This is a genomic window from Catellatospora sp. IY07-71 (assembly GCF_018326265.1).
GTDB lineage: Bacteria > Actinomycetota > Actinomycetes > Mycobacteriales > Micromonosporaceae > Catellatospora.
The window spans coordinates 6877580-6903765 of the sequence record NZ_AP023360.1; the positions used below are offsets into that span (position 1 = coordinate 6877580).

Consider the following 26186-nt stretch of genomic DNA (forward strand, 5'->3'; position numbering starts at 1 on the left):
GGAGCTTCGTTCATGAAGACGGTGCGTCAGGCGAGGAACGAGTGGCGGATCAGCGAGCCGCCGTCCACGACGAGCGTCTGCCCGGTCATCCAGGAGGACTGCTGTCCGACCAGGAACACCACCGCGTTGGCGATGTCGACGGGCTCGCCGATGCGGCCCAGCGGCGTGTGCTGGTTGATCAGCTCCTCGTTGTTCTCCCACAGCGCCTGGGCGAGCTTGGTCCGCACGATGCCCGGCGCGATGCCGTTGACCCGCACCTTAGGGGCCAGCTCGGCGGCGAACTGCCGGGTGAGGTGGATGACCGCGGCCTTGGTCGCGTTGTAGTAGCCGATGCCGGGCTCGGTGGCCAGACCGCCGACCGAGGCGATGTTCACGACGGCGCCGCCGTGCGCGGCCATCGAGGCGTGCCACACCGCCTGCGTCCACAGCACGATGGACAGCTGGTTGACCTGCACGGTCTTCTCGGCGCGGGACACGTCGAGATCGACCATGGGCCCGAAGTACGGATTGGTGCCGGCGTTGTTGACCAGCACGTCGACCGAGCCGAACTCGGCGACGGCGGCGGCGACGCAGGCTTCGGCCTGGTCCTTCTCCCCCACGTGCGCGGCCTTGGCGAGGAAGCCCGCCTTCGGGTACGCCTGGCGCAGCTCCTCGGCGACCGCGTCCAGCGCCTCCTGCCGCCGGGAGGTGAGCACGACGTTGCAGCCCTCGGCGGCCAGCGCGGCCGCGGTGGCCAGGCCGATGCCCCGGGAGGCGCCGGTGACCAGCGCGGTACGACCTTCCAGACCTGTGCGCACAGTTGCCCCTTAGGAATCGTTCATGCAGTGGCTGTGCACACATTAGCGATCCGACCGACCGGTCGGTAGGGTTGGTGAAAGACAACATACCAACCGGTCGGTATTGACAGGGTGAGGCGCCGCGCAGTGTCATGGGGCACCTCGGAGACGACGAAAGGGCGGCCATGAGCCACTACCGGAGCAACCTGCGCGACCTGCGATTCAACCTGTTCGAGGTGTTCGGCCTCGGCGAGCAGCTGGGCGCCGGGCGCTTCGCCGACCTCGACACCGAGACCGTCGAGCACATGCTCGCCGAGGTCGAGCGGCTGTCGGTCGGGCCGATCGCCGCGTCGTACGCCGAGGCCGACCGGACTCCGCCCGTCTACGACCCGCGTACGTTCTCGGTGGCCATGCCCGAGGGCTTCTGCCGGTCGTACCAGGCGTGGATGGACGCCGAGTGGTGGCGGCTGGACATGCCCGCCGAGGCGGGCGGCGTGGTCGCCCCGCGCGCGCTGTGGTGGGCGCTGATCGAGCTGGTGCAGGGCGCGCAGGCGCCGGTGTACATGTACGGCGGCGGCCCCGGCTTCGGCGGCCTGCTGCACCGCATGGGCACCCCGGAGCAGCAGCGCATCGCCGAGATCATGATCGACCGCCGGTGGGGTGCGACCATGGTGCTGACCGAGCCGGACGCCGGCTCCGACGTCGGCGCGGGCCGCACCCGGGCGCTGCCGCAGGCCGACGGCTCCTGGCACATCGAGGGCGTCAAGCGGTTCATCACCTCGGGCGAGCACGACCTGAGCGAGAACATCATGCACTTCGTGCTGGCCCGGCCGGTGGACACGCCCGGTGCGGGCGGGCCGGGCACCAAGGGTCTGTCCATGTTCCTGGTGCCGAAGTTCCACTTCGACCACACCACCGGCGAGCTGGGCGAGCGCAACGGCGTCTACGCCACCAACGTCGAGAAGAAGATGGGCCTCAAGGTCTCCAGCACCTGCGAGCTGACCTTCGGCCAGCACGGTGCCCCGGCGGTGGGCTGGCTGGTCGGCGAGGTGCACGACGGCATCGCGCAGATGTTCAAGGTGATCGAGTCGGCGCGCATGCAGGTCGGCGTGAAGGCCATCGCGACGCTGTCGACGGGCTACCTCAACGCGCTCGACTACGCCCGCCAGCGGGTGCAGGGCCCGGACCTGACCCAGGCCGCCGACAAGACCGCGCCGCGCGTCACCATCGACCGCCACCCCGACGTGCGCCGCATCCTGATGCTGCAGAAGTCGTACGCCGAGGGCCTGCGCGCCGTCTACCTCTACACCGCCGGCTGGCTGGACCGCGACCACGCCCAGGGCTCCAACGTCAACGACCTGCTGCTGCCGATCGTGAAGGGCGTCGGCTCGGAGCGCTCCTACGAGATGCTGGCACTGTCCCTGCAGACCCTCGGCGGCTCGGGCTACCTGCAGGACTACCCGATGGAGCAGTACATCCGGGACACGAAGATCGACACCCTGTACGAGGGCACCACCGCGATCCAGGGCCTGGACTTCTTCTTCCGCAAGATCGCCCGGGACCGCCGGGTGGCGCTGGACCTGCTGCTCGGCGAGATGACCGACTTCTGCGACGCCACCGAATCGAACGCCGACCTGAAGCTGGAGTGCGAGTCGCTGCGCGAGGGCATCGACGACGTGCGCGACATGGTCGACACGATGCTCGGCTGGCTGAAGGACTCCGGCGGCGACCCGAGCGAGGTCTACAAGATCGGGCAGAACTCGACCCGGCTGCTGATGAGCGTCGGCGACCTGCTCATCGGCTGGCTGCTGACCCGCCAGGCGGCGGTGGCCCTCGACGCGCTGGCCGGGTCGCCCTCCGCCGACGACACCGGCTTCTACCAGGGCAAGCTCGCCGTGGCGCGGTTCTTCGCGCGTACCGTGCTGCCGGAGCTGACCGCCCGGCGACGGGTGCTGCAGCAGACCGACAACGCCCTGATGGAGATCCCCGATGGGGCGTTCTAGGACGGTCGCGGGGGCGGCCGGGGTGCGCGAGCGCGTCCTGGCCGCCGCCACCGAGCTGTTCGCCGAGCAGGGGTATGCCGCGACGTCGGTGCAGCAGGTCGTCGACCGCGCCGGCGTCACCAAGGGCGGCCTCTACCACTACTTCGGCGCCAAGGAGGACCTGCTCATCGAGATGTACCGGGCGGTCTTCGGCGAACGGCTGGCCGCGCTGGACCGCATCATCGGGCAGGGCCGCGATCCGGAGTGGACGCTGCGCGCGATCATCGACGACATCGTGGTCGGCACCGCGGCCATGATCAAGGAGTCGGCGGCCGTCTCCCGCGAGCTGGCCGCCATGGACAGCGAGCGCACGCAGCGCCTACAGGCCGACTGGCGCCGCTACCAGGAGACGGTGCGCGGCCTGATCCGGGACGCGCAGGAGGCCGGGGTCTTCGCCGCCGTCGCCTCCCCGGAGATCGTCTCCTGGTCCATCTTCGGGGTGACCAACTCCCTGCACACCTGGTACCGCCCCGACGGGCCCAAGGCCGCCGCGGCGATCGCCAAGGAACTCGCCGACCTGGTCCTCACCGGGCTGCGCCGCTGACCCGCCGTCAGCCGTGCACACACCGGCCGTCGACGAGGCGGATGTGGGTCTCCACGTGACCCCCTTCGGCGAGCGGCGTCTCCGCCAGGACCCGGCGCACGTCCGCGGCGCCGACGCCCAGCCCGTCGAGCACCCGGCGGCCGCCTGCGGTGCCGTGCTCGGCCAGGGCCAGCAGCAGGTCACCGGACCGGATGAGACGGTCGCCGTCGGCGGGCGCCTGCCTCGCCAGCACTCCCACGAGCGCCCGCACCGCCGGGTCCAGCTGCATCGCCACCCGCCGGATGAGCCAGCCCCGGCCGCACGCGCGCCGCACCTCGGCGTCCAGCACCTCGACCGTCAGCCCGAGCGAGGCGAGCGCCCGCGCGCTGGTCGTCTCCGGGCAGCCGGCCAGGCCGAGCAGCAGGTGCTCGGTGCGGGTGGCGGAACGGCCGTACGCGCCGGCCTGCATCATGCCCACCAGGCAGGCGACGCGCGCACCGGGGCTGAGCCGGGGCACGGCCAGGCCGGGCCCGCTCCTGCGCAGCGCGACGGCGCCCGTTCCTTCGGCTCCGGAGATCATGCCCGGCACCGTGCCACGTCCGCATCGCGCTCGCCATGGCCGAACCGCCGCCTCGATCTCCACCGTCCGGTGGATCAACGGTTTCTCGATGGCGTCCGGTCAGGTCGCGATGGGAACATGCCGCCATGACGTCCCCCGAGAACCCGGCTGCGCGCCCCCGGCGGCGGCCCGCCCGGCCCGGCACTCACGGCGTGCCGCTGCCCGACATCGAGTGGATCACTCTCGCCGTGTACGACAACGTGACCGGCTGTCCGCGTCCGGTTGAGGCCGTGCTGGCCTGACTGCGGGAGCGCGGCATCGACTGGATGCCCTTCGGCGATCACCAGCTCCGGGTGGACCTGATATGCGGCCGTGACGAACACGGTCGGCCCCACGGTGCGCTGCGGGTGTGCGTGCCCGGCGAGCTGCTCCGCCCGCTCGGGCTGCACCCCGAACAGCCCACCTCCCGCATCGTCGGCCCGTCACCCCCTGCCTGGTGGCACGCGGCGGGCGAGCGGTACGCCAGACTGCGGCGGTGACCGCTGAGGTGACCCGGGTCGCGTGCCGGAATACCGCGCCGGGCGGCCCGGTTCACGCTGTCGACGATCAACGAGGAAGAGGCAGGGATGTCCGCACCACTGGAGTTCGCGCTCGACACGTTCGGCGACGTCACCGTCGGCAGCGACGGCGACAAGGTCTCGTACGCGCAGGTCATCCGCAATGTGGTGGAGGAGGCTGTGCTCGCCGACAGCCTCGGCGTCGACGCGTTCGGCATCGGCGAGCACCACCGGCAGGACTTCGCCGTCACCGCGCCGGAGATCGTGCTGGCCGCCATCGCGTCGCGCACCGAGCGGATCAAGCTCAGCACCGCGGTGACCGTGCTCAGCTCCGACGACCCGGTGCGCGTCTTCGAACGCTTCGCCACCCTGGACGCCGTGTCCCGCGGCCGGGCCGAGATCATCCTCGGCCGGGGCTCGTTCACCGAGTCGTTCCCGCTGTTCGGGTACGACCTCGGCCAGTACAACGAGCTGTTCGAGGAGAAGCTCGACCTGCTCGCCCAGCTGCTGGAGGAGGGACCCGTCACCTGGCAGGGGCAGTTGCGGCCGGGGCAGCTCACGGACCAGCACGTCTACCCGAAGACGGAGTCCGGCCGGATCCGGACCTGGATCGGTGTCGGCGGCAGTCCCGAGTCGGTGATCCGGGCCGCCGCGTACCGGATGCCGCTGATGCTGGCCATCATCGGCGGGCAGCCGGGACGGTTCGCGCCGTACGTCGACCTCTACCACCGCGCCCTGGCGGAGCTGAAGGCCGAGACGCTGCCGGTCGGCGTGCACTCCCCCGGGCACATCGCCGAGACCGACGAGCAGGCCCGCGAGGAGCTGTGGCCGCACTACCGGACGATGATCGACCGGATCGGGCGCGAGCGCGGCTGGCCGCCCACCAACCGGTCCCGCTTCGACGGCGAGGCCGACCAGGGCTCGCTGTACGTCGGCTCGCCGGAGACCGTCGCCCAGAAGATCGCGAACACGGTGCGCAGCCTCGGCGTGCAGCGGTTCGAGCTGAAGTACAGCGCCGGCACCCTGCCCCACGAGAAGCTGATGAACTCGATCCGTTTCTACGGCGAGCAGGTCGTGCCCCGCGTACGGGAGCTGCTCGCCGCGGGCTGACCGCACGGGCCGAAGCTCCGTTCCTGAAGAACGGAGCTTCGGCCGACCGCGCGGGGGTCAGACGTGGATGTCGCGGATGCCGCTGCTCTCCCAGGCCGTCCAGGAGCCCTGGACGCCGTTGCTGGTCACCCGGAAGCGCACCTGCTGGTACATCTCCGACCACTGGTCCATGCCGCCGTCGTTGTCCGGCAGCACACCGGTGATCGTCCACGTCCAGCCGGAGGTCGTGTTGAACGTCCGGGTCGTGCTGCTGGTGCCGATCAGGTCGTCGGCGCCGTTGAGCCCGGAGTCGGCCTCCCAGCGCCGCATCTCCAGCTCGATGGTGCGCCCGGCGCTGCAGTCCACCTCGACGTCGTAGTCGATCCACTTCTCGCCGCCACCGGTGAAGGTGCCGTTGTGGATCGGCCGGACCGGGTCGACGGTGCAGCCGTCCCTGCTGGTCGCGGCGCTGGCCGGCAGGGCCAGTCCGAGCGGCAGCACCAGGGCCGCGGCGAGCACCAACGCCCGCACGGCCGCCTTCGATCGGTTCATGACTTCGCTCCTCGGTTACCCGCGCCGCCCTCTGCGGCGCTGGTGACACCATGCGGATCGACCGTCATGCCGTCGTCATGGTCGCGTCAGGGTGCTGCTCACCGGCGCAGGCGCAGCAGGATGTCGCCCGGCCGCACGGTGATCACCCGGCCGGTCTCGGGGCCGGAGGTGAGCAGGACCTCCATGGAGTCCTCCGCGTCACCGGCGGCGACGATGCGGCCCACCGAGTCGGGGTGGCGGGCCAGCGCCACGTGGTCGCCGACGAAGACCTCTTCGCCGCTGGAGACTTTCCATCGAGCCGGGCTGCCGTTCATGGCCGCCTGCCTGGTGGTCGATCGTTTCGCCCGCACACGCGCCCTCCCCAGGGTGAGGACGTGGCGGCTGACGAACACCCGCACCGGCGGCCGCCATGTCCGATCCAGACCAGTGGCCGTGCGGTCGCTCAGGACGCTGATGACCGTCCGACCACGACTCAAAGTTAGGGCACCAACTATTGCGGCGCAACAAACCTAGTGCCCTAACCTGATGAGTGATCTACTGGTAGGCGGAGAACGGAAGGACCTTTCACGTCATGCCTGCCGACCTGCCCGCGTACCTGCAGATCGCGGCCGAACTGCGCGGCCGCATCGTCGCGGGAGAGCTGGCACCCGGCGCGAAGCTGCCCAGCGAGAGCCGGCTGATGACCCGGTTCGGGGTCTCGAACACGGTCACCAAGCGCGCCATCGCCGTACTGAAGGCCGAGGGCCTCGTCGAGGGCAGGCACGGCTCCGGCGTGTACGTCCGCCGCGTGCGCCGCCTCGTCCGCGACTCGCAGGGCCGGGACCAGCGCCGCCGCGGCGGCTCTACCTCGCCGTTCGCGCGGGACGTCACCTCCTCCGGGCAGCGGCCCGGCTGGGAGCACGAATCGGCCGAGGTCGGCTGCCCCGACGCGATCGCGGCCCGGCTCGGCGTCGAGCCCGGCGACCCGGTGCTGCGCACCCGCTACCGCTACCTTGCCGACGGCAGCCCGATCCAGCTCGCGACGAGCTACGAGCCGCTGGCCATCACCCGGGGCACCCCGGTGGAGCTGCCCGAGGACGGCGCCGCGGTGGGCGTCGTGGCCCGCATGGACGCGATCGGCGTACGCATCGACGAGTGCGTCGAGGAGGTCATCGCCCGCGCGGCGCACCCCGACGAGATCGAACGCCTGCACCTGCCCTCGGCCGGCGCCCTGATGATGGTCGTCCAGCGCACGTACCACGCCGCCGGCCGTCCGGTCGAGACCGCCGACATCGTCATGGCCGCCGACCGCTACCAGCTCCGCTACCGCTGGCCCGTCGAGTAGCCGCCCGCGCAGGAGGCAAGATCGGCGTCTCGTGTCAGAACATGAGGTCTGAGCACAGGTTTCGACACGAACTCGCGATCAACCCCACGGCCGATGGATCGGACGGCGCCGGGGACCTAGCGTGCCGGGTGTGAACCTGCTGGAGATGCGGGCCGTGGTGCCCGGGTTGCGGACCTTCGCCGACGGGATCGATCCGGCGACCGGGGCGACGGTGCACACCACCGTCTACACGGGACACGTCGTGCTCGTCCACAACACGGGGTTCCGGGGCATGATCCGCCTCACCGACCTGCAGGAGGTGTCGTTCTTCGTGCCGGACAGCGCGCCCTACCCGCAGCCGCCGGACGCGCTCGGCATCGAGCTGAGCGTGCGGCACTTCCGCAGCTCGGGCAACGTCAGCGCGGTGCACATCGGGGCCCGTGACGAGCGGGTCGCGGTGGTGCCGGACCCGCGCGGCGGCGAGCACCAGTGGCTGCAGGTCACGTTCCACACCCCGGTCTACTCCCATGAGCTCGTCGAGCTGAACTACCGGGTCACCGTCCAGAACCGGTGACGCCGGTCACGGCATACAACCTGATGAATGCTTGAGGAGTCTTATTGACGAGGCGCCGCTCCGCGTAGCAGCCTGCCCAGGGCGACTCGGCACCGGACAGGCGGGATGGGTGGAACAGGCATGTTCCGTATTCACTTCACACAGCGCGACGTCAGCGCCGTCCGCATCCTCGCCGAGCCCTCTCCCCTGTGGGAGATCACGCTGAGCTGCCACATGCTGGCCAAGCGCAATGAGGACCCGCTGCTGGCCGGCTGGCACCGCACCGCCCGGGGCACCCTCCAGCAGGGACTGCCGCTGCGCGACAGCGTGGACCTGTTCATCCATCTCAACTGGGCCCACGGCGACTTCCCCGACCTGCTCACCCCCGGCCCCGCCGGCGCCGGCGTCGACGACGGCCTCGAGGTCGTCGCCCGCACCCCCACCCGGCAGCTCACCCAGGAGGTGAGCACCGTCGCCCGGCAGCGCGGCAACCTGATGACCGCCGCCCGCGACCTCGCCGCCGGGCGCGCCGACGCCATGGGCCAGCTGGTCACCGGCATGCGCGACTACTTCGAGGCGGTCATCCGCCCGCAGTGGCCGGCCGTCACCGCGTCGTTCGGCGCGGACCTCGACATGCGCACCCGCTGCATGGCGACGGGCGGGGTCGCCGCCATGCTGAACGGGCTGCACCCGTCGGTGCGGTTCGACGGCAGCGTGCTGACCATCACCGACTACCCCGGCGAACGCGACCTGTTCCTGGAGGGCCGCGGCATGGTCCTCGTGCCGTCGTTCTTCAAGCGCCGCTCCCGGCCGCTGACGCTGATCGACCCGCAGCTGCCGCCGGTGCTGGTGTATCCGGTCGACCGGTCTCCGGGGATGCTCGCCGCGCGGCAGACCGAGGCGCTGTCCGCGCTGCTCGGGCGCAGCCGCGCCGCGATCCTGGAGCTGTGCGCGGCGGGCGGCTCGACGACCTCCATCGCCGCGCAGCTGAGCCAGTCGCCGAGCACCATCAGCGAGCACCTCAGCGTGCTGCGCAACGCCGGGCTGGTGGCCAGCGACCGGCGCGGCAACGCCATGCTGCACCGGCTGCGGCCGCTCGGCACCGCAATGCTGGAGGGCCAGGCCCCGAGCGGGACCGCGGGCTGAGGCGTCAGCGGGCCTGGACCATACGCACGGCGAGGTCGGCGTACAGCGCTCCGATGTCCTCGGGCGCGCGGCGGCCGGAGGTGCGATACCAGCGGGCCACGTCCACGGTCAGCGACAGCAGCGCCAGGCCGGTCCCCGGGATGTCGGGCACGTCGAACACGCCCTCCTGCACCCCGTGCTCCAGAGTCGCGCGCACCACCAGGTCCATCTCGTGCCGCAGCGCGGTGATCTCGGTCAGGTGGGCCGGCTCCAGGTGGTTCAGCTCGTACGAGATCACCCGCGCCGGTGTGTGGAACAGCGCGTGCCAGGCGGCGAACTCCCCGATCACGTCGCGCAGCTGCGTCACCGGGTCACCGCTGCGCGCCGCCGCCGCGCGCAGCGCGACCAGCGAGTGCCGGTGCCCGATCAGGCAGATCCGGTAGAGCAGCTCCTCCTTGGACCGGTAGTGCACGTACACCCCGGCCGGGCTCATCCCCACCCGGTTGGCGATGTCACGGGTGGTCGTGGCGTGATACCCGCGCTCGCCGAACGCCTGCACGGCGGCGATGAGCAGCCGCCGGGCGGGCGCGGGGGTGACGTCGTGCCACGCGCGCTCCAGCATCTCGACCTCGTCGAGGTCGGCGGCGGTGGTGTCCATGTGTGCCTCCAGGGGGCGCGGGGAAGCGTTGACAGCACCCTTCCATACCGGCATCCTAAGCAAGCGCTTACTTAGTTCGCCAGCCTTCACCGCGGAAGGAAACAGATCATGAGCTTCGCCTCCCTGGACGAGGTGCGCGCCGCCGCCGGGACCGTGGTCAGCACCAGCGACTGGCTGGAGATAGACCAGAAGCGCGTCGACATGTTCGCCGAGGCCACCGGCGACCTGCAGTGGATCCACACGGATCCGGCGCGCGCCGCGCAGGGCCCGTTCGGCACCACCATCGCGCACGGCTACCTGACCCTGTCGCTGATTCCGCTGCTGGCCGGCGACGCGCTGCGGGTGCCGGGCGTGACCATGGGCGTCAACTACGGCACGAACAAGGTCCGCTTTCCCGCCCCGGTGCCGGTCGGCTCGCGGGTGCGGGCCGTGGTCAAGCTGCTCTCGGTCGAGGACGTGACCGGCGGCGTGCAGCTCACCTCGCAGGTGACCATCGAGCGCGAGGGCGGCGACAAGCCGGTCTGCGTCGCCGAGACCGTCTCCCGGATGTACGTCTGATGGCCGCGACGATGCGCGCTTGGCAGGCGACCGCGCACGGCGAGCCGCGCGACGTGATGCGCCTGGGCGACGTCGAGATTCCCGAGCCGGGCCCCGACCAGCTGCTGGTACGCGTCCGCGCGACCGCGCTGAACTTCCCCGACGTGCTGCTGTGCCGGGGGCAGTACCAGGCGCGCCCGCCGCTGCCGTTCACGCCGGGAGTCGAGCTGTGCGGCGACGTCGTGTCGTTCGGGGCGGTCGTGAAGGGCTTCGGCGAGGGCGACCGGATCATCGGCACGACCTCGCTGCCGCACGGCGGCCTGGCCGAGTACGCGCTGGTCGACGCGCCGGACGCGTTCCTGGCACCGACCGCGCTGGACGACGTGCACGCGGCCGCCATGCACATCGCGTACCAGACGGGCTGGTTCTCGCTGCATCGCCGCGCGAATCTGCAGCCGGGCGAGACGCTGCTGGTGCACGCGGCGGCGGGCGGGGTCGGCAGCGCCGCGATCCAGCTGGGCAAGGCCGCGGGGGCGCACGTCATCGCGGTGACCGGCGGCGCGGAGAAGGCCGCGGTGGCCGCGAAGCTCGGCGCTGACCTGGTCATCGACCGCCGCGAGCAGGACTTCGTGGCAGCGGTGAAGGCGGCGACGGGCGGCCGCGGCGCGGACGTGATCTTCGACCCGGTGGGCGGCGACGCGTACGCGGGCTCGGCCAAGTGCGTCGCCTTCGAGGGCCGCATCCTGGTCGTCGGCTTCGCCGGGGGCACGGTCCCGAGCCCCGGCCTCAACCACGCGCTGGTCAAGAACTACTCGATCGTCGGCGTGCACTGGGGCCTGTACCGGCAGCTCGACCCGGCGCTGGTCACCGAGGCGCACGGGCGGCTGTGCGAGCTGGCCGCCGAGCGGGTGGTGCAGCCGCTGATCGGCGGCGTGCTCGACCTCGGCGAGGCCGCCGAGGGCCTGACCCGGCTCGGCGCGGGCGAGACCGTCGGACGCCTGGTGGTGCGGCCGTGAACGGGCGCGCGTCGAGCTGTGGGCAGGGTGTGCTGTCGGCGGCCCACAACTTCTGGGATGTAGCTACATCCCAGAAGTTGTGGGCCGAACCGGAGAACAGGCCAGGTGGCCACGCCGCCAGGAGCGAAGCCGAGCACGGCGAGGTGACGGCATGACGGATCCGAAGGGCCTCGATCTGGCCGCGCTGCGGGCGTTCCTGGACCGGGCGCGGCCGGGGCTGGTCGCGGGTGAGCTGAGCGGGGAACTGATCCCGGGCGGCAAGTCCAACCTGACCTACCGCGTCGGCGACGGCGCGCAGCGCTGGGTGGTGCGCCGCCCGCCGCTGGGCCACGTGCTGTCCACCGCCCACGACATGTCCCGGGAGTACCGGGTGATCTCCGCGCTGGGCGGCACCCGGGTGCCGGTGCCGCGCACGGTCGCGCTGTGCGACGACACCGAGGTGATCGGCGCGCCGTTCTACGTGATGGAGCACGTGGACGGGACGGTGTGGCGGACCGCCGAGCAGACCGCGACGCTGGGCGCGGAGCGGGTGACCTCGCTGTCGCTGGCGCTGATGGACGTGCTGGCCGACCTGCACTCCGTGGACCCCGCCGCGGTGGGGCTGGCCGACTTCGGCAAGCCGGAGGGCTACCTGGCCCGGCAGCTGCGCCGGTGGAGCACCCAGCTGCAGCACTCGCACAACCGGGAGCTGCCCGGTCTGCGGGAACTGCACGACGACCTGGCGGCGCGGATGCCCGCGCAGGCGGCGCAGGCGTCGATCCTGCACGGCGACTACCGGCTGGACAACTGCATCGTCGGGCCGGGCGACCAGCTCCGGGCGGTGCTCGACTGGGAGATGGCCACCATCGGCGATCCGCTGGCCGACCTGGGCCTGTTCCTCTGCTACTGGCGCATGTGGACCGAGCCGGTGATGGACGGCCTGTTCGGTACGCCGCCGCCGCCGGGCATCTTCCCGTCCGCCGCGCAGATGTCGGCCCGGTACGCCGCCCGGCGCGGCACGGACCTGTCCGAGCTGCCGTGGTACGTCGCGTTCGCGCACTTCAAGCTCGTCGGGATCCTCGAAGGGATCCACTACCGCTATCTCGCCGGGCAGACCGTCGGCGAGGGCTTCGACCGGGTCGGCGCCATGGTGCCGCGCCTGATCACCCTCGGCCGCGGCATCCTCCAGGAGGCATGAGACATGGACTTCTCGTACGACGAGCGCACCGAGCAGCTGCGTGCGGAGCTGCTCGACTTCATGGAGCAGCACGTGTATCCGGCTGAGGCGGTCGCCGAGCACCAGCTCCGCGAGATCGCGCCGTGGACCACACCGCCGGTGATGGAGGAGCTGAAGACCGAGGCCCGCAAGCGCGGCCTGTGGAACCTGTTCCTGCCGAACAATCCGCTCGGCGCGGGGCTCACGAATCTGCAGTACGCGCCGCTGGCCGAGATCAGCGGGCGCAGCGGGCACCTGGCGCCCGAGGCGATGAACTGTGCCGCCCCGGACACCGGCAACATGGAGGTGCTCTCCATGTTCGGCACCGCCGAGCAGCAGGAGCGCTGGCTCAAGCCGCTGCTGGCGGGCGAGATCCGGTCGGCGTTCTGCATGACCGAGCCGGAGGTCGCCTCCTCCGACGCCACCAACATCACCACCCGGATCGAGCGCGACGGCGACCACTACGTGATCAACGGGCGCAAGTGGTGGTCGTCGGGGGCGATGAACCCGCGCTGCGAGATCTTCATCGTGATGGGCAAGACCGACCCGTCCGCCGAGCGGCACCGGCAGCAGAGCCAGATCCTGGTGCCCCGGAACACGCCCGGCGTGGAGATCCACCGCGGCATGCACGTGTTCGGCTACGACGACGGCTGGCACGGCGGCCACGCCGAGATCACCTTCACCGACGTTCGGGTGCCCGTCACGAACCTGATCGCGGGTGAGGGCGAGGGGTTCGCCATCGCGCAGGCGCGGCTCGGGCCGGGGCGCATCCACCACTGCATGCGGCTGATCGGGATGGCGGAGCGGGCGCTGGAGCTGATGTGCCGGCGTGCGCAGGATCGCGTCGCGTTCGGGCGTACCCTGGCCAGCCAGGGTGTGGTCGGCGAGTGGATCGCCGAGGCGCGGGTGCGCATCGAGCAGGCCCGGCTGCTGGTGCTGAAGACCGCGTGGCTGATGGACACCGTCGGCAACAAGGGTGCGCACACCGAGATCCAGGCCATCAAGATCGTGGTGCCGGAGATGGCGGGATGGGTGCTCGACAAGGCGATCCAGCTGCACGGCGCGGGCGGCGTCAGCCAGGACTTCCCGCTGGCGCACATGTGGGCGTCCGCGCGTACGCTGCGACTGGCCGACGGGCCGGACGAGGTGCACAAGGCCTCGCTGGCCAAGCGTGAGCTGCGCAAGTACGGGAGCTGAGCATGAAGAGCGCGTACGCCGACCTCGGCGGCAGGGTGCATCACGTCGACTTCGGCGGCGCGCCGGACGGCCCGCCCGTGGTGCTCGTGCACGGGCTGGGCGGCTCCCACCTGAACTGGACGCGGCTCGCGCCGCTGCTGACGCCGTACGCCCGGGTCAGCGCCCTGGACCTGGCCGGTTTCGGCCGCACCGGGGCGCAGGCCGGGCCCACCACGGTGTCCGCGAATGCCGTGCTGCTGCGGCGCTACCTGACCGAGGTGGTCGGCGAGCCGGCTGTGCTGGTCGGCAACTCGATGGGCGGCATGGTCTCCACGTTGGCCGCCGCGTCTGCGCCGGAGCTGGTCAAGGGCTTGGCACTGGTGGATCCGAGCATTCCGCTGGCACCCGGGGCGAAGATCGACCCGCAGGTGCGGCTGCGGTTCGCCGTGAACCTGATCCCCGGCCTCGCCGGATGGGTGCTGCGGCGGCGCATCGCGACCCTGCCGGCCCGGCAGCGCGTCGCGGAGACCCTCGACATGACCTGCGCCGACCGGTCGCGGGTGCCCGAGGAGGTCATCGCGGCAGCCGTCGCGCTCGATGAGGAGATGACCCGCGACCACCCGGCCCGCGCGGCGTCCTACCTCGAGGCAAGCCGGTCGCTGCTGCGGCTGCTGGCCCGGCCGACCGCGTACTGGCGGGCGATGGAGTCGCTGCCGATGCCCGTCCTGCTCGTGCACGGCGTGCACGACCGGTTGGTCGGCATCGCGCAGGCCCGTGCCGCCGCCGCCCGGCTACCGCACTGGACGTACGTAGAGCTTGACTCGGGCCACGTGCCGCAGCTCGAACATCCCCTTGAGCTGTCCGAACATCTCCTGAGCTGGACGGCGTCGAGCCTCAGGTCGCCCACCGAACGCCATCACCTGGGGACCTGAGGCAGCTGCACCACACCCGTCCACGTGAGCGTAGGTCCGAGTTCGGCGATTTGGATCACTGCTGATCAGGGACCGGGAGAGGCCGTCGGCGCCTGCCCCTGCCCCGTCGTAACAGCAGCACCAGGCAGCCGATCAGGCCGAACATGCCGGCGGCCAGTTCCGCCGTGGTGGCCAGATAGGCGCTGCCGCCCGCGGTGTAGACGCCGTAGGACAGACCGGTGTCCAGGGCGCGGATGCGGCTGCCGGCCTGGTACGCCCCCGCGGGCGCGTCGTAGAGGCGGACCCCGTGCAGCATGCGGGAGCCGTCGTCGGACACCCACTCACCGCCGCCGAAGCAGTCGGCCCCGGCGCAGCGCGTCACGGTGAACACCCCGGCCGTGCCCGAGTTCCGGTGCGCGCGCCAGGACGGCCGGAGGTGCTGCGCGCCCTCGACGGTCATGGCGAGCAGCAGCACAGGCAGGACCAGCCAGGCGAAGGCCGCATGGGCGCGCCGCCGCCGGGCCAGCCGCCGGTACGGCAGGGCCGGCGTCGCAGGACGCACCCGCTCGTCGCTGTCCTCCCGCATGGTCCCTCCAGTCCGGGTGCGATCGATCCGTCCATCACCGACAGAAGACACCCGCCGGGGTGCCATCGGCAAGGGAGTAACGCGAACCGTCCGGCGCGCTCGCGCCGCTCCTGGAGTTCGATGGAACCAGCTTGACGTGGGCCGCCGCCGCGACTCGCCTGCTGCGCCGCGACTGAGGACTACGCGGCGGCGGCCGGCACCGGGCCCGCCGTCGTCTTGCGGCCGGAGTCGGGCAGCGAGCGGTAGATCTTGTTCATGCCCCCGAGCATGCCCTCCAGGCGGGGCAGCGCGGCGTACACCGGGTCACGGCGCAGGATCGCGTCGACCTGCCGCAGCCGCCACATCGGCGTACGCGGGAACAGGTGGTGCACCAGGTGGAAGCCCTCGCCGTCCTTCTCGCCGAGCACGAAGCGGGTGGCCAGGCCGTACACGCGGTTCCAGGACATGTAGATGTCGACGCGCGGCGCGGACTCGATCAGCGGGAAGTGCTCCATCAGCTCGGCGACGGCGCCGATCCACACCTGCGTGGTGACCAGGGGCACGAACCAGAGCAGCAGCAGCCAGGCCCACCAGCCGCCGAGCACCGCCCACGCCACCACCGCGGCGAGCAGGGCGACGCGCAGCCAGCGCTCTCCCCCGCGCTCACCGCTCGCCACGATCCGGTGGCGCAGCAGGTAGAGGACGTACGAGGCGGTCGCCCGCGGGCTGATCGCGGTACGCAGGTAACGCCGCAGCGCGGCCCGGCCGAGGTTCTCGCCGCACAGCCCGTTGTCCCGGTACTGCCGGTAGTCGGGGTCGCGTTCCGGGTCGCCGAGCCGGCCGTGGTGCTCGCCGAGGTGCGAGGCGCGGTAGCCGGTGTAGCTCTGCAGCACCGGGTAGCCGCCGAGCAGCGCGCCGAGCAGGCTGCCGGTGCGGTGGTGGGCCATGAACGCACGGTGCACGGCCATGTGCAGCACCCCGGCCAGCGCCCGCTGGCGCCCGCCGATGAAGAACACCGCGACGAGGTAGACGGGGATCGCCGCCCACAGCGCGGCGTGCTCGTACGCGAGCACCGCCGCCGCGCACCAGGCCGCGATCCACGCCCAGTGTTCGATGATCTCGAGTGGCCCGTGCCAGTTGTCCAGACGCGACGCGGCCTGAACCTCGGCGAGGATCTCCGGCGAGAACCGGTGTCGATCAGCGCGGTCAGCTCTGGACACAGTCGATCCCTCCCGTGGTGAAACCTGCACGCGATCCCTTCCCACCAGGGCGGCGTACGGAGGCACCCATGAAGCAATCGTCACCCGGATCCCGGATCGCCCCGTCCCGCCTGGCTGCTGATGGATACGGTGTCGACCACCGATGCCCCCGGGGTCGACCCCTGTCCTATCAGGGTGAATCGATTGTATCGTCTCACGACACTCATATGTGTCAAGCGATCCGACCCCCGGCTGAATCCACATTGGCGGGTCGCCACCCGCACCGGCACGTCAGGCGTCCTCCCAGTCCAGCCGGCCGTCGGTGACGATCCGGCGGCGGTTCATCAGGCGGGAGCCGTACCGCATCGCCTCGTACGTCTTCGACAGCAGGTCGCCCAGGTCCGGCCAGGTCTTCGGCGGGCCGCCGTGATCGTCGCCGGACGACACGGTCACCTCGGCCCGGTCGTCGTCCTCGGAGTGGTCGACGACCAGGCAGTTGCCCTTGCCGTCGGCCGCGACGGGCAGCCACCGGCGCTTCCAGGTGCGCCACAGGCGGTCCTGGTCGGCGGCGAGGCGGGCCCGCGCGAGCGCGATCATGGCGTCCGTGCCCAGGAAGGCGTAGCCCGGGGCCAGGCAGAGCGGCGGGCGGAACCGGCCTGCCCCGTTGTGCCAGCGCAGCAGCGCCTCCACGTCCGGCAGCAGGTCGGCGCCCAGGTGCGCGCGCACCGCGGCGAGGTCCGCGCCGGTCGCGGGCGGAGCCAGGTCGCGATGGGTGAGGGGCGCGTTTTCGGCGAGCCAGCCGTCGATCGCCGCGAGGGTGGAGGAGAACGGCATGGCGCATTCAAGCACCCACCTCGCGGACCCCGCGCGGCGGTCCCGCGTCGAGATGATGATCGCGGCCCTGTGTCGAAACCTGTGGCCAGAGCCCAGGTCTCGACACAGGACAGCGATCTTGCAACGCCACGGCGGGACGAAGCGACTCAGGGCGCCGGGGTGGGCACCGCGGCGGGCGGCTCGCAGATCCGCACCTCGGTCATGCCGTGGATGGATTCCTTCGGCACCAGGGTGCGGGCCTTGGCGGTGATCCGGTTCTCGGCCTGGCCGGGGTCGGGCTCGACGGTGATGTAGCCGTCCGGCGTCAGCGACACCTGCCCGCAGATGATGCCGTGGTCGTAGGTGACCTGCATCAGGTTCGACGGCGCCGGGGCGAGCCAGCCGGTGAGCACGGCCACGCCGAGCACGGCGAGCCCGGCGGCGGCCTGGACCCGCACGCCGGCGGGCGGCCCGGCGGCCGGCCCGACGGGGGCGAGCAGGGCACGGACCAGCAACGTGAACGCCACGGCCAGCAGGATCGCGACCACGGTCTGGACGGACCAGTGCAGTCCGGCGAGGTCCTGCGGTCCGCGGAGGATGAGGGCGGCGGCGAGCACGGCGGTCAGCACACCGAGGCCTTTTCGCCTGGCTCCGGCGTTGCGGGCGGCGAGCCGCGGGTCGGGCGCGGCCTCCTGCGGCGGGGCGGTGTCCGCGGCACCGGCCGTGCCGGGCGCTGTCGTCTCGGTCATGGGTCAACCTCGGTCTCGGTGGGGGCACGCGCCGCCGGGCAGCAACGCGCAGCGATGAGCGTAGATCAATGGGCGCGCTCCCATCCAGGGCCCGGGGTGGCGTACGCCAGCCCGCGGTGGCTGCAGCCGTGACAGCGCACCTGCTCGCCGGCGGTCAGATGATCTCGGCGAGCAGGTACAGCTCGTCCCGCTCGCCCGAGCGGTGCACGGCGGCCGCCACCTCGACGAGCGTGGCCCGTGCCATGACGTTGCCGAAGGTGCGGACCGGCAGGGTGGGGTCCTGCGGCCAGCCGAAGCCCGCGACCGTCCTCGGGTCGAACGGCAGGCCCGCCCGAACGCCGGCGTCGCCGTACAAGCCGTTGAGCAGGAGGAACAGGTTCACGCAGGACGCGTCGCCGATGAGGTGCAGGTAGAACGAGTCGGCCTCCCACTGGGCGTGCCGGTAGTAGCGCACCGACGGCTGGGCGCACTCCGGCAGCTGCAGGTGGTATCGCTCGAGCGTGCCGGGCAGGTCCTGGGTCTGGCTGCCCGGGTAGGCGCGCGGGTCGTACGGCTCGGTGGTGCGGGACAGGGCGAACCACGATCCGAGCAGGAGCACGGCGCTGACGGCCAGCGCGATCCTCAGCCGGCGGGGTCCGCGCCGCCCGGCGCCGCCGTCCGCGGGCACCGGCGCCGCCTCGGTCGCCACGTCCAGCACATGAGCCCCCGTTCTGATCTTGCGTCGACCCTACCGGCTGCGACGGGCGCGCGACCCTTGCCATGCCGGACGGGGCAGGGTCACCGCTGCAGGCGATGGCGGGTGAGCAGGACGCCGAGCCACGCCGAGCGGACCGCGCGGAACGCGGCGACCTGGTCCATGCCGCCGGGATACGCCCCGGCGGCCCGCAACCGGGCGGCGGCCAGCTGCAGCTCGCGTACAGCGGCGAGATAGGAGCGGCCGGTCCGGGTATGGGACCGCGCCGCCGACCGGGCACGCAGCCAGGTCACACGCACGTACGTCCGCTCACCGCTACGGAGCACCATCCGGATCAACAAGCCCTCGCGTTCCCGCACAAAGGTCAAGATAGCGAGCAAAACCGGCGCTACCGCACATTTGGTAGCGCGAGCCGGGCTCGGATGCGCTTATCGGTCAACACTTCTCGGCCAAATAGGGCATACCGCCCTCCCCCGCCCGGACAGGGGCGGCGGTTGATCCCCGCCGCCCCCTCGGCTCACCCCTGGGCGGCGTCCAGCTCCGCGAGCCGCCGTGCCTCCCGGTCCCGCCAGGCCGCGGCCAGCGAGGTGCGCCCGTTGGTGCGCAGCAGCGAGCCCTCGTAGATCCGGGCGCCCACGGCGACCATCAGCACCGCCGCGACGGCCAGCACGACCAGCGCCAGCGCGGGCTCCCAGGCGGCCGCGTCACCGTGGAACAGCCGCACCGGCATCGCCGACGGCGCCGAGAACGGCACGTACGACAGGATCTTCATCGCCGTGGGGTCGTCGCCGAACATCATCACGCCGAAGAACGGCAGGATCACCGCCAGCTGCACCGGCATCGACACCGCGTTGATGTCCTCCTGCCGGTTGACCAGGGCGCCCACCCCCGCCCACAGCGCGGCCAGCATCACGAAGCCGACCACGAAGAACGGCAGGAACCAGCCGATCGCCGGGGTCAGCATGGTGACCAGCTCGTCGCCGGTGTCCGCGATCCGCATCCCGGCCAGCGCCACGACCGCGATCAGCGCGATCTGGCCCAGCGCCAGGATCGCCCCGGCCGCCACCTTGCCGATCAGCAGCACCCGCACCGGCACCGACGCGACCAGGATCTCCACCACCCTGGTCTGCTTCTCCTCGGTGACGCTCATCGCGATCTGCAGGCCGAAGGTGAGCGACGTGAAGAAGAAGATCACCGCGAAGAACAGCGGGACCAGGAACGACAGGACCGGGTCGACCCCGCTCGGGTCGAGCAGTTCGACGGCCGGCGCGGTGCTCAGCGCTCGCACCACGTCCTGCGGCGCGTCGGTCAGCGCGATCACCGTGCCGTCGCCCAGCACCGCCGCGTCGGCGCCGCCGTCGCGCACCAGCGCCCGCGCGGCCGCCTCGTCCGCGACCGGATGGATCTCGAAGTCCGCCGCGGTGAGGGCGGCGGGCGCGGTGCCGATCACCGCCACCGACGGGGGGCCGCCGGCCAGCAGCGGCGGCAGCGCCGTGCCGCCGACCGCGAACAGCAGGAAGAACAGCGTCCCGAGCAGGAACGCCTTGTCGCGCAGCTTCACCCGGATCTCGCGGGCGGCCACGATCCGGACGGCTTCGTACGTGTTCATCGGGCGACCTCCCGGAAGATCTCGGCAAGGGACGGGGTGACCGGGCCGAACGCGCGCACCGGCCCGCGGGACAGCGCCGCGGCCAGCACCCGCTGGTCGTCCGCGCCGGACGCCAGCTCGAACACGGCGTGCGCGCCGTCCAAGTCGATCAGCCGCACGCCCGGCTCGTCGCGCAGCCAGCCCGCGTCGCCGTCGACGGTCAGCGCGTACCGGGGCAGGGCGTGGCCGGCGCGCAGGCCCGCGCGGCTGCCCGCGGCCCGGATCCGCCCGCCCGCGATGATGACCAGGTCGTCGCAGAGCCGCTCCACCACGTCGAGCTGGTGGCTGGAGAACAGCACCGGCACCCCGCGCCTGGTCCGGTCGCGCAGCACGTCGACCACGGTGTCCACGGCGATCGGGTCGAGGCCCGAGAACGGCTCGTCCAGCACCAGGATCTCAGGGTCGTGGATCAGCGCCGCGGCGATCTGCGCCCGCTGCTGGTTGCCCAGCGAGAGCTGCTCCACCGGGTCGCCCGCCCGCTCGCCCAGGCTCAGCCGCTCGATCAGCTCCTCGGCGTTGCGGCGCACCGCGTCCCGGCCCAGGCCGTGCAGGCGGCCCAGGTAGTCGAGCTGGTCGCGGACCGACATCTTCGGGTAGAGGCCGCGCTCCTCCGGCATGTAGCCGATGCGGCGGCGCACGGCGCGGGTCAGCCGGGCGCCCTGCCAGGTCACCTCGCCCGCGTCCGGGGCGAGCACGCCCATGATGATGCGCATCGAGGTGGTCTTGCCGGCGCCGTTGGCGCCGACGAAGCCGGTCATCCGCCCCGCGGTCACGTCGAAGGAGACCTCATGGAGCACCTGCCGGTCGCCGAAGCGGCGGCTGACCCCGTCGAGGCGAAGCACTTTCGTCATGGCACCGAAGGCTAGGCGACGCCGGGTGGGCCGCCGTCCGTCCCCGGATCGATCTTCGGGTCCGTCTCGCGGAGGACCCCGGGCTCAGCCTCCCGGGGTGACCACGCCGTGCTCGTACGCGTACACCACGGCCTGGGTGCGGTCGCGCAGCCGCAGCTTGGTGAGGACCCGGCTGACGTGCGTCTTCACCGTCGCCTCGCCGAGGAACAGCCGCGCGGCGATCTCGGCGTTGGTCGCCCCGCCCGCGAGCAGCACCAGCACCTCGTACTCGCGCGGGGTCAGCTCCTTGAGCTCGCCGCCGGTCGCGGGCGGCGCGGCGGCGGGCCGGGCGAACTTCGCGATGACCCGGCGGGTGATCTCCGGGGCGAGCAGCGCGTCGCCGCGGGCGAGCACCCGCACCGCCTCGACCAGCGCCTCCGGCGTGCCGTTCTTCAGCAGGAAGCCGCTGGCCCCGGCCTGCAGCGCGGCGAACAGGTAGTCGTCGCGGTCGAACGTGGTCAGGATCAGCACCGCCGGGCCCGCGCCGGACGCGGTGATGCGCCGGGTCGCCGCCAGCCCGTCCACCCCGGGCATCTCGACGTCCATCAGCACCACGTCGGGCGCGGTCTGGGCGGCCAGGGCCGCCGCCTGCTCGCCGTCGGCCGCCTCACCGACCACGACCAGGTCGTCCTCCGTCTCGAGGATGACCCGGAACCCGGTGCGCACCAGCCGGTGGTCGTCGGCCAGCAGGATCCGGATCGGCCGGCCGTCCGCGCCGGGCTGCCCCGAAGCCGTCGCCGGGGCGTGGGCGTCCGGCGTGCTCATGCCGCCGCCTCCGCCACGCCCGCCGCCGCCACCGAGGGCGCTCCCGACGCGGCTCCCGCCAGCGGGAACCGGGCGCGCACCCGGAAGCCGCCCTGCGGCCGCGGGCCGGCCTCCAGCGTGCCGTCGTGTGCGGCGACGCGTTCCCGCATGCCGATGAGGCCCAGCCCGCCGTCGCCGCGCACCGGGCCGCCGCGGCCGTCGTCGGTGGACTCCACCTCCAGCTCGTGCGCCAGGTAGCGCAGGCGCACGTCGAGGGTCGCCGCACCGGCGTGCTTCAGCGTGTTGGTGACCGACTCCTGCACGATCCGGTACACCGCCTGCGACAGCGAGTCGGGCAGCGGCACGGGGACGCCGAAGACGCCGTAGCGCACCGTCAGCCCGGCCTCGCGCGCCCCGGCCAGCAGGCTCTCCACCCGGTCGACGCCGACCGTGGCAGGGGCCTCGTCGGTGCGGCCGCCGTGGCGCAGCAGCGCGAGCATGCGCCGCAGCTCGTCCACTGCCGCGCGGGCGCTCTGCTCGATCGCCTCCAGCGCGGTGCGCGCCCGCGCCGGGTCCTTGTCCATCACCCGGCGGCTGGCCGCGGCCTGCACGCCCATCACGGACACGTGGTGGGCGACCACGTCGTGCAGCTCCCGGGCGATGCGCAGCCGCTCGCCCATCACGGCCCGCTCGCCGGCCTCGTCACGGGAGCGGCGCAGCTGTTCGGCCTGCACCTCCAGCTGGTGCTGGCGGCGGGCGGCGACCCAGGCGGTCTCACCGAAGAAGTACGCGAACCCCAGGGCCAGGGTGTTCAGCAGCACGGCGCTGACGATCGCGGCGAGCAGCGGCGGCATCGGCCCGCGGGCCCCCTCGAACGCGTCCGCCGGGATGTCGTCCAGCGACGTCAGGACCGAGAACAGCAGCCACGAGATCATCGCGGTGATGATGCCCAGCCGCACCTGCCGGGAGCGCCGGTGGTCGCGGCCCCACGCGCCGGCCGTGTAGAGCACGCAGAACAGCGCGCCCGCGGCGAGCTGCTGCTCAGGCTGGGCGCGGACCTGCGCGCCGATGAACGCGACCGCCACCACGAGCGCGATGGTGAGCGGCAGGCGGCGGCGCAGCGCCAGCGGCGCGGTCACCGCGACGGTCCAGCACACCTGCTCCGGCAGGCTGGGCGGCGGGCCGAAGTCGATCCCGGCGCTGTTGGCCAGGGTGAGGTTGAACAGGGCCAGCGCCGTGACCGCCACCGCCACGAACACGTCGGCCCGCCGCTGCTCCACGGTGGGACCCGGCCGCGCCCAGCCGTCGTCGCCGCTCCCCAGGGTCATGCCGCGACGATTTCACAATCCCGGGCCGGTACGCCAACGCGGCTGCGCCGGTCGGCGCGCATCGTGTTGAATACGTGGATCCCCTCCCGCGCCCCAGGAGCCGCCATGCCTCGCACCGTCGTGCCGCCCGTCCGGTTCCGCAACTCCGGCACCAGCAGCGGCGTCGGCGGCGACGGACTGCCCGAACGGCTGGTCAAGTACGTGCCCGCGGAGACGCTGGCGTTCTTCGTGCCGCTGGCCGCGGTGATCGGGCCGGACCGGCGGCCGCTGCTGATCGCGCTGCTCTGCGTCGGCCTGGTGGGCACCATCGGTTACCTGTGGCTGGCCGGGCAGCAGACGGCCCCCGACGAGCGGCCGCTGCCGCACTTCTACGTGCTGGCGGCGGTCGCCTACCTGTGCTGGGCGCCGGCCACCAGCCCGCACGCCGCCGCGCTGCTCGGGCTGGACCAGGTGGAGGCGGGGGTGGTGCTGACGCTCGCCGTGTTCCTGGTGCCGCTGGCCGACGAGCTGCTGGTCCGGCTACGCCGCCCGGCCCGCTGACGCGCGGTAGACGCCGGGGCGGGCGCGTTCCACCGTGAGCTGGGTGTCGCCGTACATGACGTAGAGCAGCCCGAGCGGGTTGCGGAAGTCGCGCAGCAGGTCCCGGCGGGCCCACACCACCGCCTCGCCGAGCGGCCGCCGCGCCTCCAGCAGCCGGCCGTAGAAGGCGGCGGCGAACCCGGCCGCCACCCCGTCGGGCACGTCGGTCTCGGTGCCGATGAACGCCCGGTGGCCGCGGTTGAGGAACCACCTCGGGAACGAGTACGCCGTCAGCGGGTTGGTGCGCGAGGAGGCGCACGCGTTGAGGATGATCACGGCGCGGTGCCCGCCGCTGTCGCCGTCGGCGAAGATGCGCTCGTAGTAACCCTCGCGCAGCTCGCCGAAGGTCAGCCGGCGCGCCTTGCCGTTGCGGGTGGACAGCGCGAGCACGTAGTCGTCGTCCAGCTCGGCGGTGGTGTCGCAGTGGCAGGCGAAGTGCTGGACCTGCACCGGCGGTGCCGTGCCCGCGGAGCCGTCGAGCGGGCTGCCGTCGTACAGGGCGCGCAGCAGCGCGTCGCGGACCTCGCCCTCGTCCTGCGCGACCGGCCACGGCCCGTCCACCCGTACGTGGCCGCCGAGCGACGCCAGGAACCGCTCCTCCTCCTGCGCGCTGGGCAGGCCGCGATGGCGCAGGAACTGCACCGGCAGCGCCGGATCGTTGCGCAGCACCCGGTCGGCGGGGACCGGGGTCGGCACCACCCGGCGCACCACCGTGGCGAACCCCAGGAACCGTGACGCCGCCGCGGCCAGGTCGGCGTAGGTGCGCAGCTCGGGCAGCGGGCCGAAGTCGAACAGCGGCAGCAGTTCCAGCGGCAGCGTGTCGTCGTGGCAGTGCAGCTCCACCATCGGCAGCGGCGCGGTGTCGTCGCTCCAGTCGGCCGAGCGCCACCGCGGCCAGGCCGCCCGGAACGCCGACTCCAGCCGCAGGAACCGCTCGATGTCGTCCTGCACCAGCAGGGCCGTCAGCTCACGGCCCTTGTTCAGCAGGATGCGCAGCGCGCTCGCCGCCTGCTCGGTGCCGGCGTTGAGCCGGGCCGTGAGCGGCACCACCCGCTCCAGGTAGATGCCCGCCTTGCGGCGCACCTCCGCCAGCAGGCCGCGGTCGGGCAGCGGCAGGTGGACCGTCTGGCCGGTGCCCGGGAACTCGAAGCACACCTCGACCCCGATGCCGGCACGCGGCGAGCGGACCGAGACGGTCGCGATGACCTCGCTCACCCACGGTCCCGGCCGGGCGTCGGGTAGTCCGCGGTCAGCTCGATGCTCTGCAGCGTGCGGCGCTGCTGCGAGACCCGGATCCACAGCCACGGCGGCGGCCACAGCGGCGGCTGCCCCGGCCCGAGGGTGAACTCGATCCGGGCGCGTTCGGACTCCTGCACCCACACCGCCCTGGCCGCGTGCCGCAGCGCCGGGCGGTCGCTGTCGACCTCGACCTCGAACAGCACGATGCTCTCGTCGACGCCGCCGGTCACCGCCAGCGGCTCGGCCAGCCGGGACGCCGGGCTCGGCGCGATCGTGACGATGAGGTCGTAGACGCGGTCCGGGTCGAGCAGCAGCCGCCGGTCGGGTGAGGCGGCGACCGGGTCGGCGCCGTCGTACACCTCGACGCTGACCCAGCCGTCGTAGTTCACCAGCGGCGCGCCCTCCAGCACCTCCCGCACGGCGTCGGAGACGTCGTCGCGGCCCAGCCGTGCCTCGACGGCGGCGGGTTCGTACAGCTCCTCGACGATGCGCAGGTAGAGCTCGTTGGGGTGGGGCAGGTCGACGACGCGGCGCATGCCACCGCGCCGGCTCGCGCCGTCGATGTGGAACGTCGCGTAGTTCAGCAGCCGGCCCAGCGGCGACTGGAAGTAGCGCATGTCCGTGACGTGCATCAGCGGCAGCATCGAGACGCGCCGGTTGAACACCCCGCGCACCAGCATCAGCCGCTTGTTGGTGAGCACGAACCGGCCGAGCCGCCAGTCCGCCGCCCGGAACGCCGCCAGCAGCAGCGCGCCCACGGCGATCACCGCGATGACGCGGCCGGTGTACTGCGGCTTGATGCGCTGCGCCGCGAGCGTGATCAGCAGGCCCGTGTACACGGACAGGATGAGCAGCGACTTGGCCAGGCTGATCGGGTGCCGCCGCCACTCCCCCCGGAAGCGCTCCGTCGGGAACAGATACCAGGCGACCATGTCGCTCGGCTCGTCCTCCAGCGGGAGCACGAACCGGGACTGGTCCGTGGCGAACAGGCCGGCCAGTTCGTCCTCGGTCAGCGGCTCACCCGGCTCGAGCTCACCACCGGGCCGCGCGCCGTCCTCCGGCTCGATCTCACGCGGGCTCATGCCGCACCGGCCGGGGCGAGGGGAGCAGCGGCTGCCGACATGCGGCCATGCTACGGAAGACCGCACCGGCCGGTCGATCAGCCG

Annotated in this window: 31 protein-coding genes; 14 read left to right on the top strand and 17 right to left on the bottom strand. The window is 72.5% G+C overall.

Going from position 1 to position 26186, the window contains the following annotated elements; genetic code table 11:
- Positions 1-26: 26 nt before the first annotated feature.
- Positions 27-797: an SDR family oxidoreductase gene (locus CS0771_RS30560; protein ID WP_212844223.1), complete on the bottom strand. Its 771-nt coding sequence runs from the start codon at positions 795-797 to the stop codon at positions 27-29.
- A gap of 164 nt (positions 798-961) precedes the next feature.
- Here CS0771_RS30560 and CS0771_RS30565 point away from each other — a divergent pair, with 164 nt between their 5' ends.
- Positions 962-2779, top strand: coding sequence for an acyl-CoA dehydrogenase (locus CS0771_RS30565; RefSeq protein ID WP_212844224.1), 1818 nt, complete (start codon positions 962-964; stop codon positions 2777-2779).
- Positions 2766-3362: a TetR/AcrR family transcriptional regulator gene (locus CS0771_RS30570; RefSeq protein WP_212844225.1), complete on the top strand. Its 597-nt coding sequence runs from the start codon at positions 2766-2768 to the stop codon at positions 3360-3362. Before CS0771_RS30565 ends, CS0771_RS30570 begins: the two co-directional genes overlap by 14 nt.
- A gap of 7 nt (positions 3363-3369) precedes the next feature.
- Here the strand turns inward: CS0771_RS30570 and CS0771_RS30575 are convergent, their stop codons facing one another.
- Complete coding sequence (locus CS0771_RS30575) at positions 3370-3921, bottom strand: Clp protease N-terminal domain-containing protein (protein WP_212844226.1); 552 nt, start codon at positions 3919-3921, stop codon at positions 3370-3372.
- 125 nt (positions 3922-4046) lie between these two features.
- On the opposite strand from CS0771_RS30575, the gene CS0771_RS30580 reads away from it, so the two are divergent.
- From CS0771_RS30580 to CS0771_RS30590, 3 genes are all read left to right on the top strand, one after another.
- Positions 4047-4202, top strand: a complete 156-nt coding sequence (locus tag CS0771_RS30580; RefSeq protein WP_212844227.1) for a hypothetical protein — start codon at positions 4047-4049, stop codon at positions 4200-4202.
- Positions 4203-4226: 24 nt separating this feature from the next.
- The gene (locus CS0771_RS30585; RefSeq protein ID WP_212844228.1) at positions 4227-4439 is read left to right on the top strand and encodes a hypothetical protein; all 213 of its coding nucleotides are present in this window, start codon (positions 4227-4229) and stop codon (positions 4437-4439) included.
- Between the two features lie 87 nt (positions 4440-4526).
- Positions 4527-5567: an LLM class flavin-dependent oxidoreductase gene (locus tag CS0771_RS30590; RefSeq protein ID WP_212844229.1), complete on the top strand. Its 1041-nt coding sequence runs from the start codon at positions 4527-4529 to the stop codon at positions 5565-5567.
- A gap of 57 nt (positions 5568-5624) precedes the next feature.
- On the opposite strand, the gene CS0771_RS30595 is transcribed toward CS0771_RS30590, so the two are convergent.
- Both CS0771_RS30595 and CS0771_RS30600 read right to left on the bottom strand, forming a co-directional pair.
- Complete coding sequence (locus CS0771_RS30595; RefSeq protein ID WP_212844230.1) at positions 5625-6098, bottom strand: hypothetical protein; 474 nt, start codon at positions 6096-6098, stop codon at positions 5625-5627.
- Between the two features lie 98 nt (positions 6099-6196).
- Positions 6197-6448: a hypothetical protein gene (locus tag CS0771_RS30600; RefSeq protein WP_212844231.1), complete on the bottom strand. Its 252-nt coding sequence runs from the start codon at positions 6446-6448 to the stop codon at positions 6197-6199.
- Positions 6449-6669: 221 nt separating this feature from the next.
- Here CS0771_RS30600 and CS0771_RS30605 point away from each other — a divergent pair, with 221 nt between their 5' ends.
- The 3 genes from CS0771_RS30605 to CS0771_RS30615 all read left to right on the top strand — a co-directional run bounded on the left by CS0771_RS30605 (position 6670) and on the right by CS0771_RS30615 (position 9100).
- Positions 6670-7422, top strand: coding sequence for a GntR family transcriptional regulator (locus CS0771_RS30605; protein ID WP_212844232.1), 753 nt, complete (start codon positions 6670-6672; stop codon positions 7420-7422).
- 130 nt (positions 7423-7552) lie between these two features.
- On the top strand, positions 7553-7975 hold the full coding sequence (locus tag CS0771_RS30610; protein ID WP_212844233.1) for a hypothetical protein: 423 nt from the start codon (positions 7553-7555) through the stop codon (positions 7973-7975).
- 120 nt (positions 7976-8095) lie between these two features.
- A complete protein-coding gene (locus CS0771_RS30615) occupies positions 8096-9100 on the top strand; it encodes an ArsR family transcriptional regulator (RefSeq protein WP_212844234.1) in 1005 nt (334 codons plus the stop codon).
- A gap of 4 nt (positions 9101-9104) precedes the next feature.
- Here the strand turns inward: CS0771_RS30615 and CS0771_RS30620 are convergent, their stop codons facing one another.
- Positions 9105-9737, bottom strand: coding sequence for a TetR/AcrR family transcriptional regulator (locus CS0771_RS30620; protein ID WP_212844235.1), 633 nt, complete (start codon positions 9735-9737; stop codon positions 9105-9107).
- Between the two features lie 108 nt (positions 9738-9845).
- Between CS0771_RS30620 and CS0771_RS30625 the strand changes: the two genes are divergently transcribed.
- The 5 genes from CS0771_RS30625 (at position 9846) to CS0771_RS30645 (ending at position 14593) form a co-directional block, all read left to right on the top strand.
- A complete protein-coding gene (locus tag CS0771_RS30625; RefSeq protein WP_305835387.1) occupies positions 9846-10295 on the top strand; it encodes a MaoC family dehydratase in 450 nt (149 codons plus the stop codon).
- A complete protein-coding gene (locus CS0771_RS30630; RefSeq protein WP_244871129.1) occupies positions 10295-11290 on the top strand; it encodes an NADPH:quinone oxidoreductase family protein in 996 nt (331 codons plus the stop codon). Before CS0771_RS30625 ends, CS0771_RS30630 begins: the two co-directional genes overlap by 1 nt.
- A 151-nt stretch (positions 11291-11441) precedes the next feature.
- The gene (locus tag CS0771_RS30635; RefSeq protein ID WP_212844236.1) at positions 11442-12467 is read left to right on the top strand and encodes a phosphotransferase family protein; all 1026 of its coding nucleotides are present in this window, start codon (positions 11442-11444) and stop codon (positions 12465-12467) included.
- A 3-nt stretch (positions 12468-12470) separates the two neighbouring features.
- Positions 12471-13682, top strand: a complete 1212-nt coding sequence (locus tag CS0771_RS30640) for an acyl-CoA dehydrogenase family protein (RefSeq protein WP_212844237.1) — start codon at positions 12471-12473, stop codon at positions 13680-13682.
- 2 nt (positions 13683-13684) lie between these two features.
- Positions 13685-14593, top strand: coding sequence for an alpha/beta fold hydrolase (locus CS0771_RS30645; protein WP_212844238.1), 909 nt, complete (start codon positions 13685-13687; stop codon positions 14591-14593).
- Positions 14594-14648: 55 nt separating this feature from the next.
- Here CS0771_RS30645 and CS0771_RS30650 read toward each other — a convergent pair whose 3' ends face one another.
- From CS0771_RS30650 to CS0771_RS30695, 10 genes are all read right to left on the bottom strand, one after another.
- Positions 14649-15158 (bottom strand): hypothetical protein, encoded by a 510-nt coding sequence (locus tag CS0771_RS30650; RefSeq protein ID WP_212844239.1) that lies wholly within the window; start codon positions 15156-15158, stop codon positions 14649-14651.
- A 179-nt stretch (positions 15159-15337) separates the two neighbouring features.
- The gene (locus tag CS0771_RS30655) at positions 15338-16357 is read right to left on the bottom strand and encodes a fatty acid desaturase (RefSeq protein WP_212844240.1); all 1020 of its coding nucleotides are present in this window, start codon (positions 16355-16357) and stop codon (positions 15338-15340) included.
- 270 nt (positions 16358-16627) lie between these two features.
- Positions 16628-17170: an SMI1/KNR4 family protein gene (locus CS0771_RS30660; RefSeq protein ID WP_212844241.1), complete on the bottom strand. Its 543-nt coding sequence runs from the start codon at positions 17168-17170 to the stop codon at positions 16628-16630.
- 146 nt (positions 17171-17316) lie between these two features.
- The gene (locus CS0771_RS30665) at positions 17317-17898 is read right to left on the bottom strand and encodes a hypothetical protein (protein ID WP_212844242.1); all 582 of its coding nucleotides are present in this window, start codon (positions 17896-17898) and stop codon (positions 17317-17319) included.
- A gap of 154 nt (positions 17899-18052) precedes the next feature.
- The gene (locus tag CS0771_RS30670; protein WP_212844243.1) at positions 18053-18595 is read right to left on the bottom strand and encodes a hypothetical protein; all 543 of its coding nucleotides are present in this window, start codon (positions 18593-18595) and stop codon (positions 18053-18055) included.
- 80 nt (positions 18596-18675) lie between these two features.
- Positions 18676-18951, bottom strand: coding sequence for a hypothetical protein (locus tag CS0771_RS30675; protein ID WP_212844244.1), 276 nt, complete (start codon positions 18949-18951; stop codon positions 18676-18678).
- A 158-nt stretch (positions 18952-19109) separates the two neighbouring features.
- Positions 19110-20201 carry an ABC transporter permease gene (locus CS0771_RS30680; protein ID WP_212844245.1) on the bottom strand — a complete coding sequence of 364 codons (1092 nt, stop codon included), beginning with the start codon at positions 20199-20201 and terminating at the stop codon, positions 19110-19112.
- Positions 20198-21091 (bottom strand): ABC transporter ATP-binding protein, encoded by an 894-nt coding sequence (locus CS0771_RS30685; RefSeq protein ID WP_212844246.1) that lies wholly within the window; start codon positions 21089-21091, stop codon positions 20198-20200. The genes CS0771_RS30680 and CS0771_RS30685 overlap by 4 nt, the downstream gene beginning before the upstream one ends.
- 84 nt (positions 21092-21175) lie before the next feature.
- Positions 21176-21895 carry a response regulator transcription factor gene (locus CS0771_RS30690; RefSeq protein ID WP_212844247.1) on the bottom strand — a complete coding sequence of 240 codons (720 nt, stop codon included), beginning with the start codon at positions 21893-21895 and terminating at the stop codon, positions 21176-21178.
- Positions 21892-23202, bottom strand: coding sequence for a sensor histidine kinase (locus CS0771_RS30695; RefSeq protein WP_212844248.1), 1311 nt, complete (start codon positions 23200-23202; stop codon positions 21892-21894). The genes CS0771_RS30690 and CS0771_RS30695 overlap by 4 nt, the downstream gene beginning before the upstream one ends.
- Before the next feature lie 105 nt (positions 23203-23307).
- Between CS0771_RS30695 and CS0771_RS30700 the strand changes: the two genes are divergently transcribed.
- Complete coding sequence (locus CS0771_RS30700) at positions 23308-23742, top strand: hypothetical protein (protein ID WP_212844249.1); 435 nt, start codon at positions 23308-23310, stop codon at positions 23740-23742.
- Here the strand turns inward: CS0771_RS30700 and CS0771_RS30705 are convergent.
- Positions 23722-24996 (bottom strand): CHAT domain-containing protein, encoded by a 1275-nt coding sequence (locus CS0771_RS30705; RefSeq protein WP_212844250.1) that lies wholly within the window; start codon positions 24994-24996, stop codon positions 23722-23724. The genes CS0771_RS30700 and CS0771_RS30705 overlap by 21 nt on opposite strands.
- A complete protein-coding gene (locus tag CS0771_RS30710) occupies positions 24993-26102 on the bottom strand; it encodes a PH domain-containing protein (protein WP_212844251.1) in 1110 nt (369 codons plus the stop codon). Before CS0771_RS30710 ends, CS0771_RS30705 begins: the two co-directional genes overlap by 4 nt.
- Between the last annotated feature and the right edge of the window lie 84 nt (positions 26103-26186).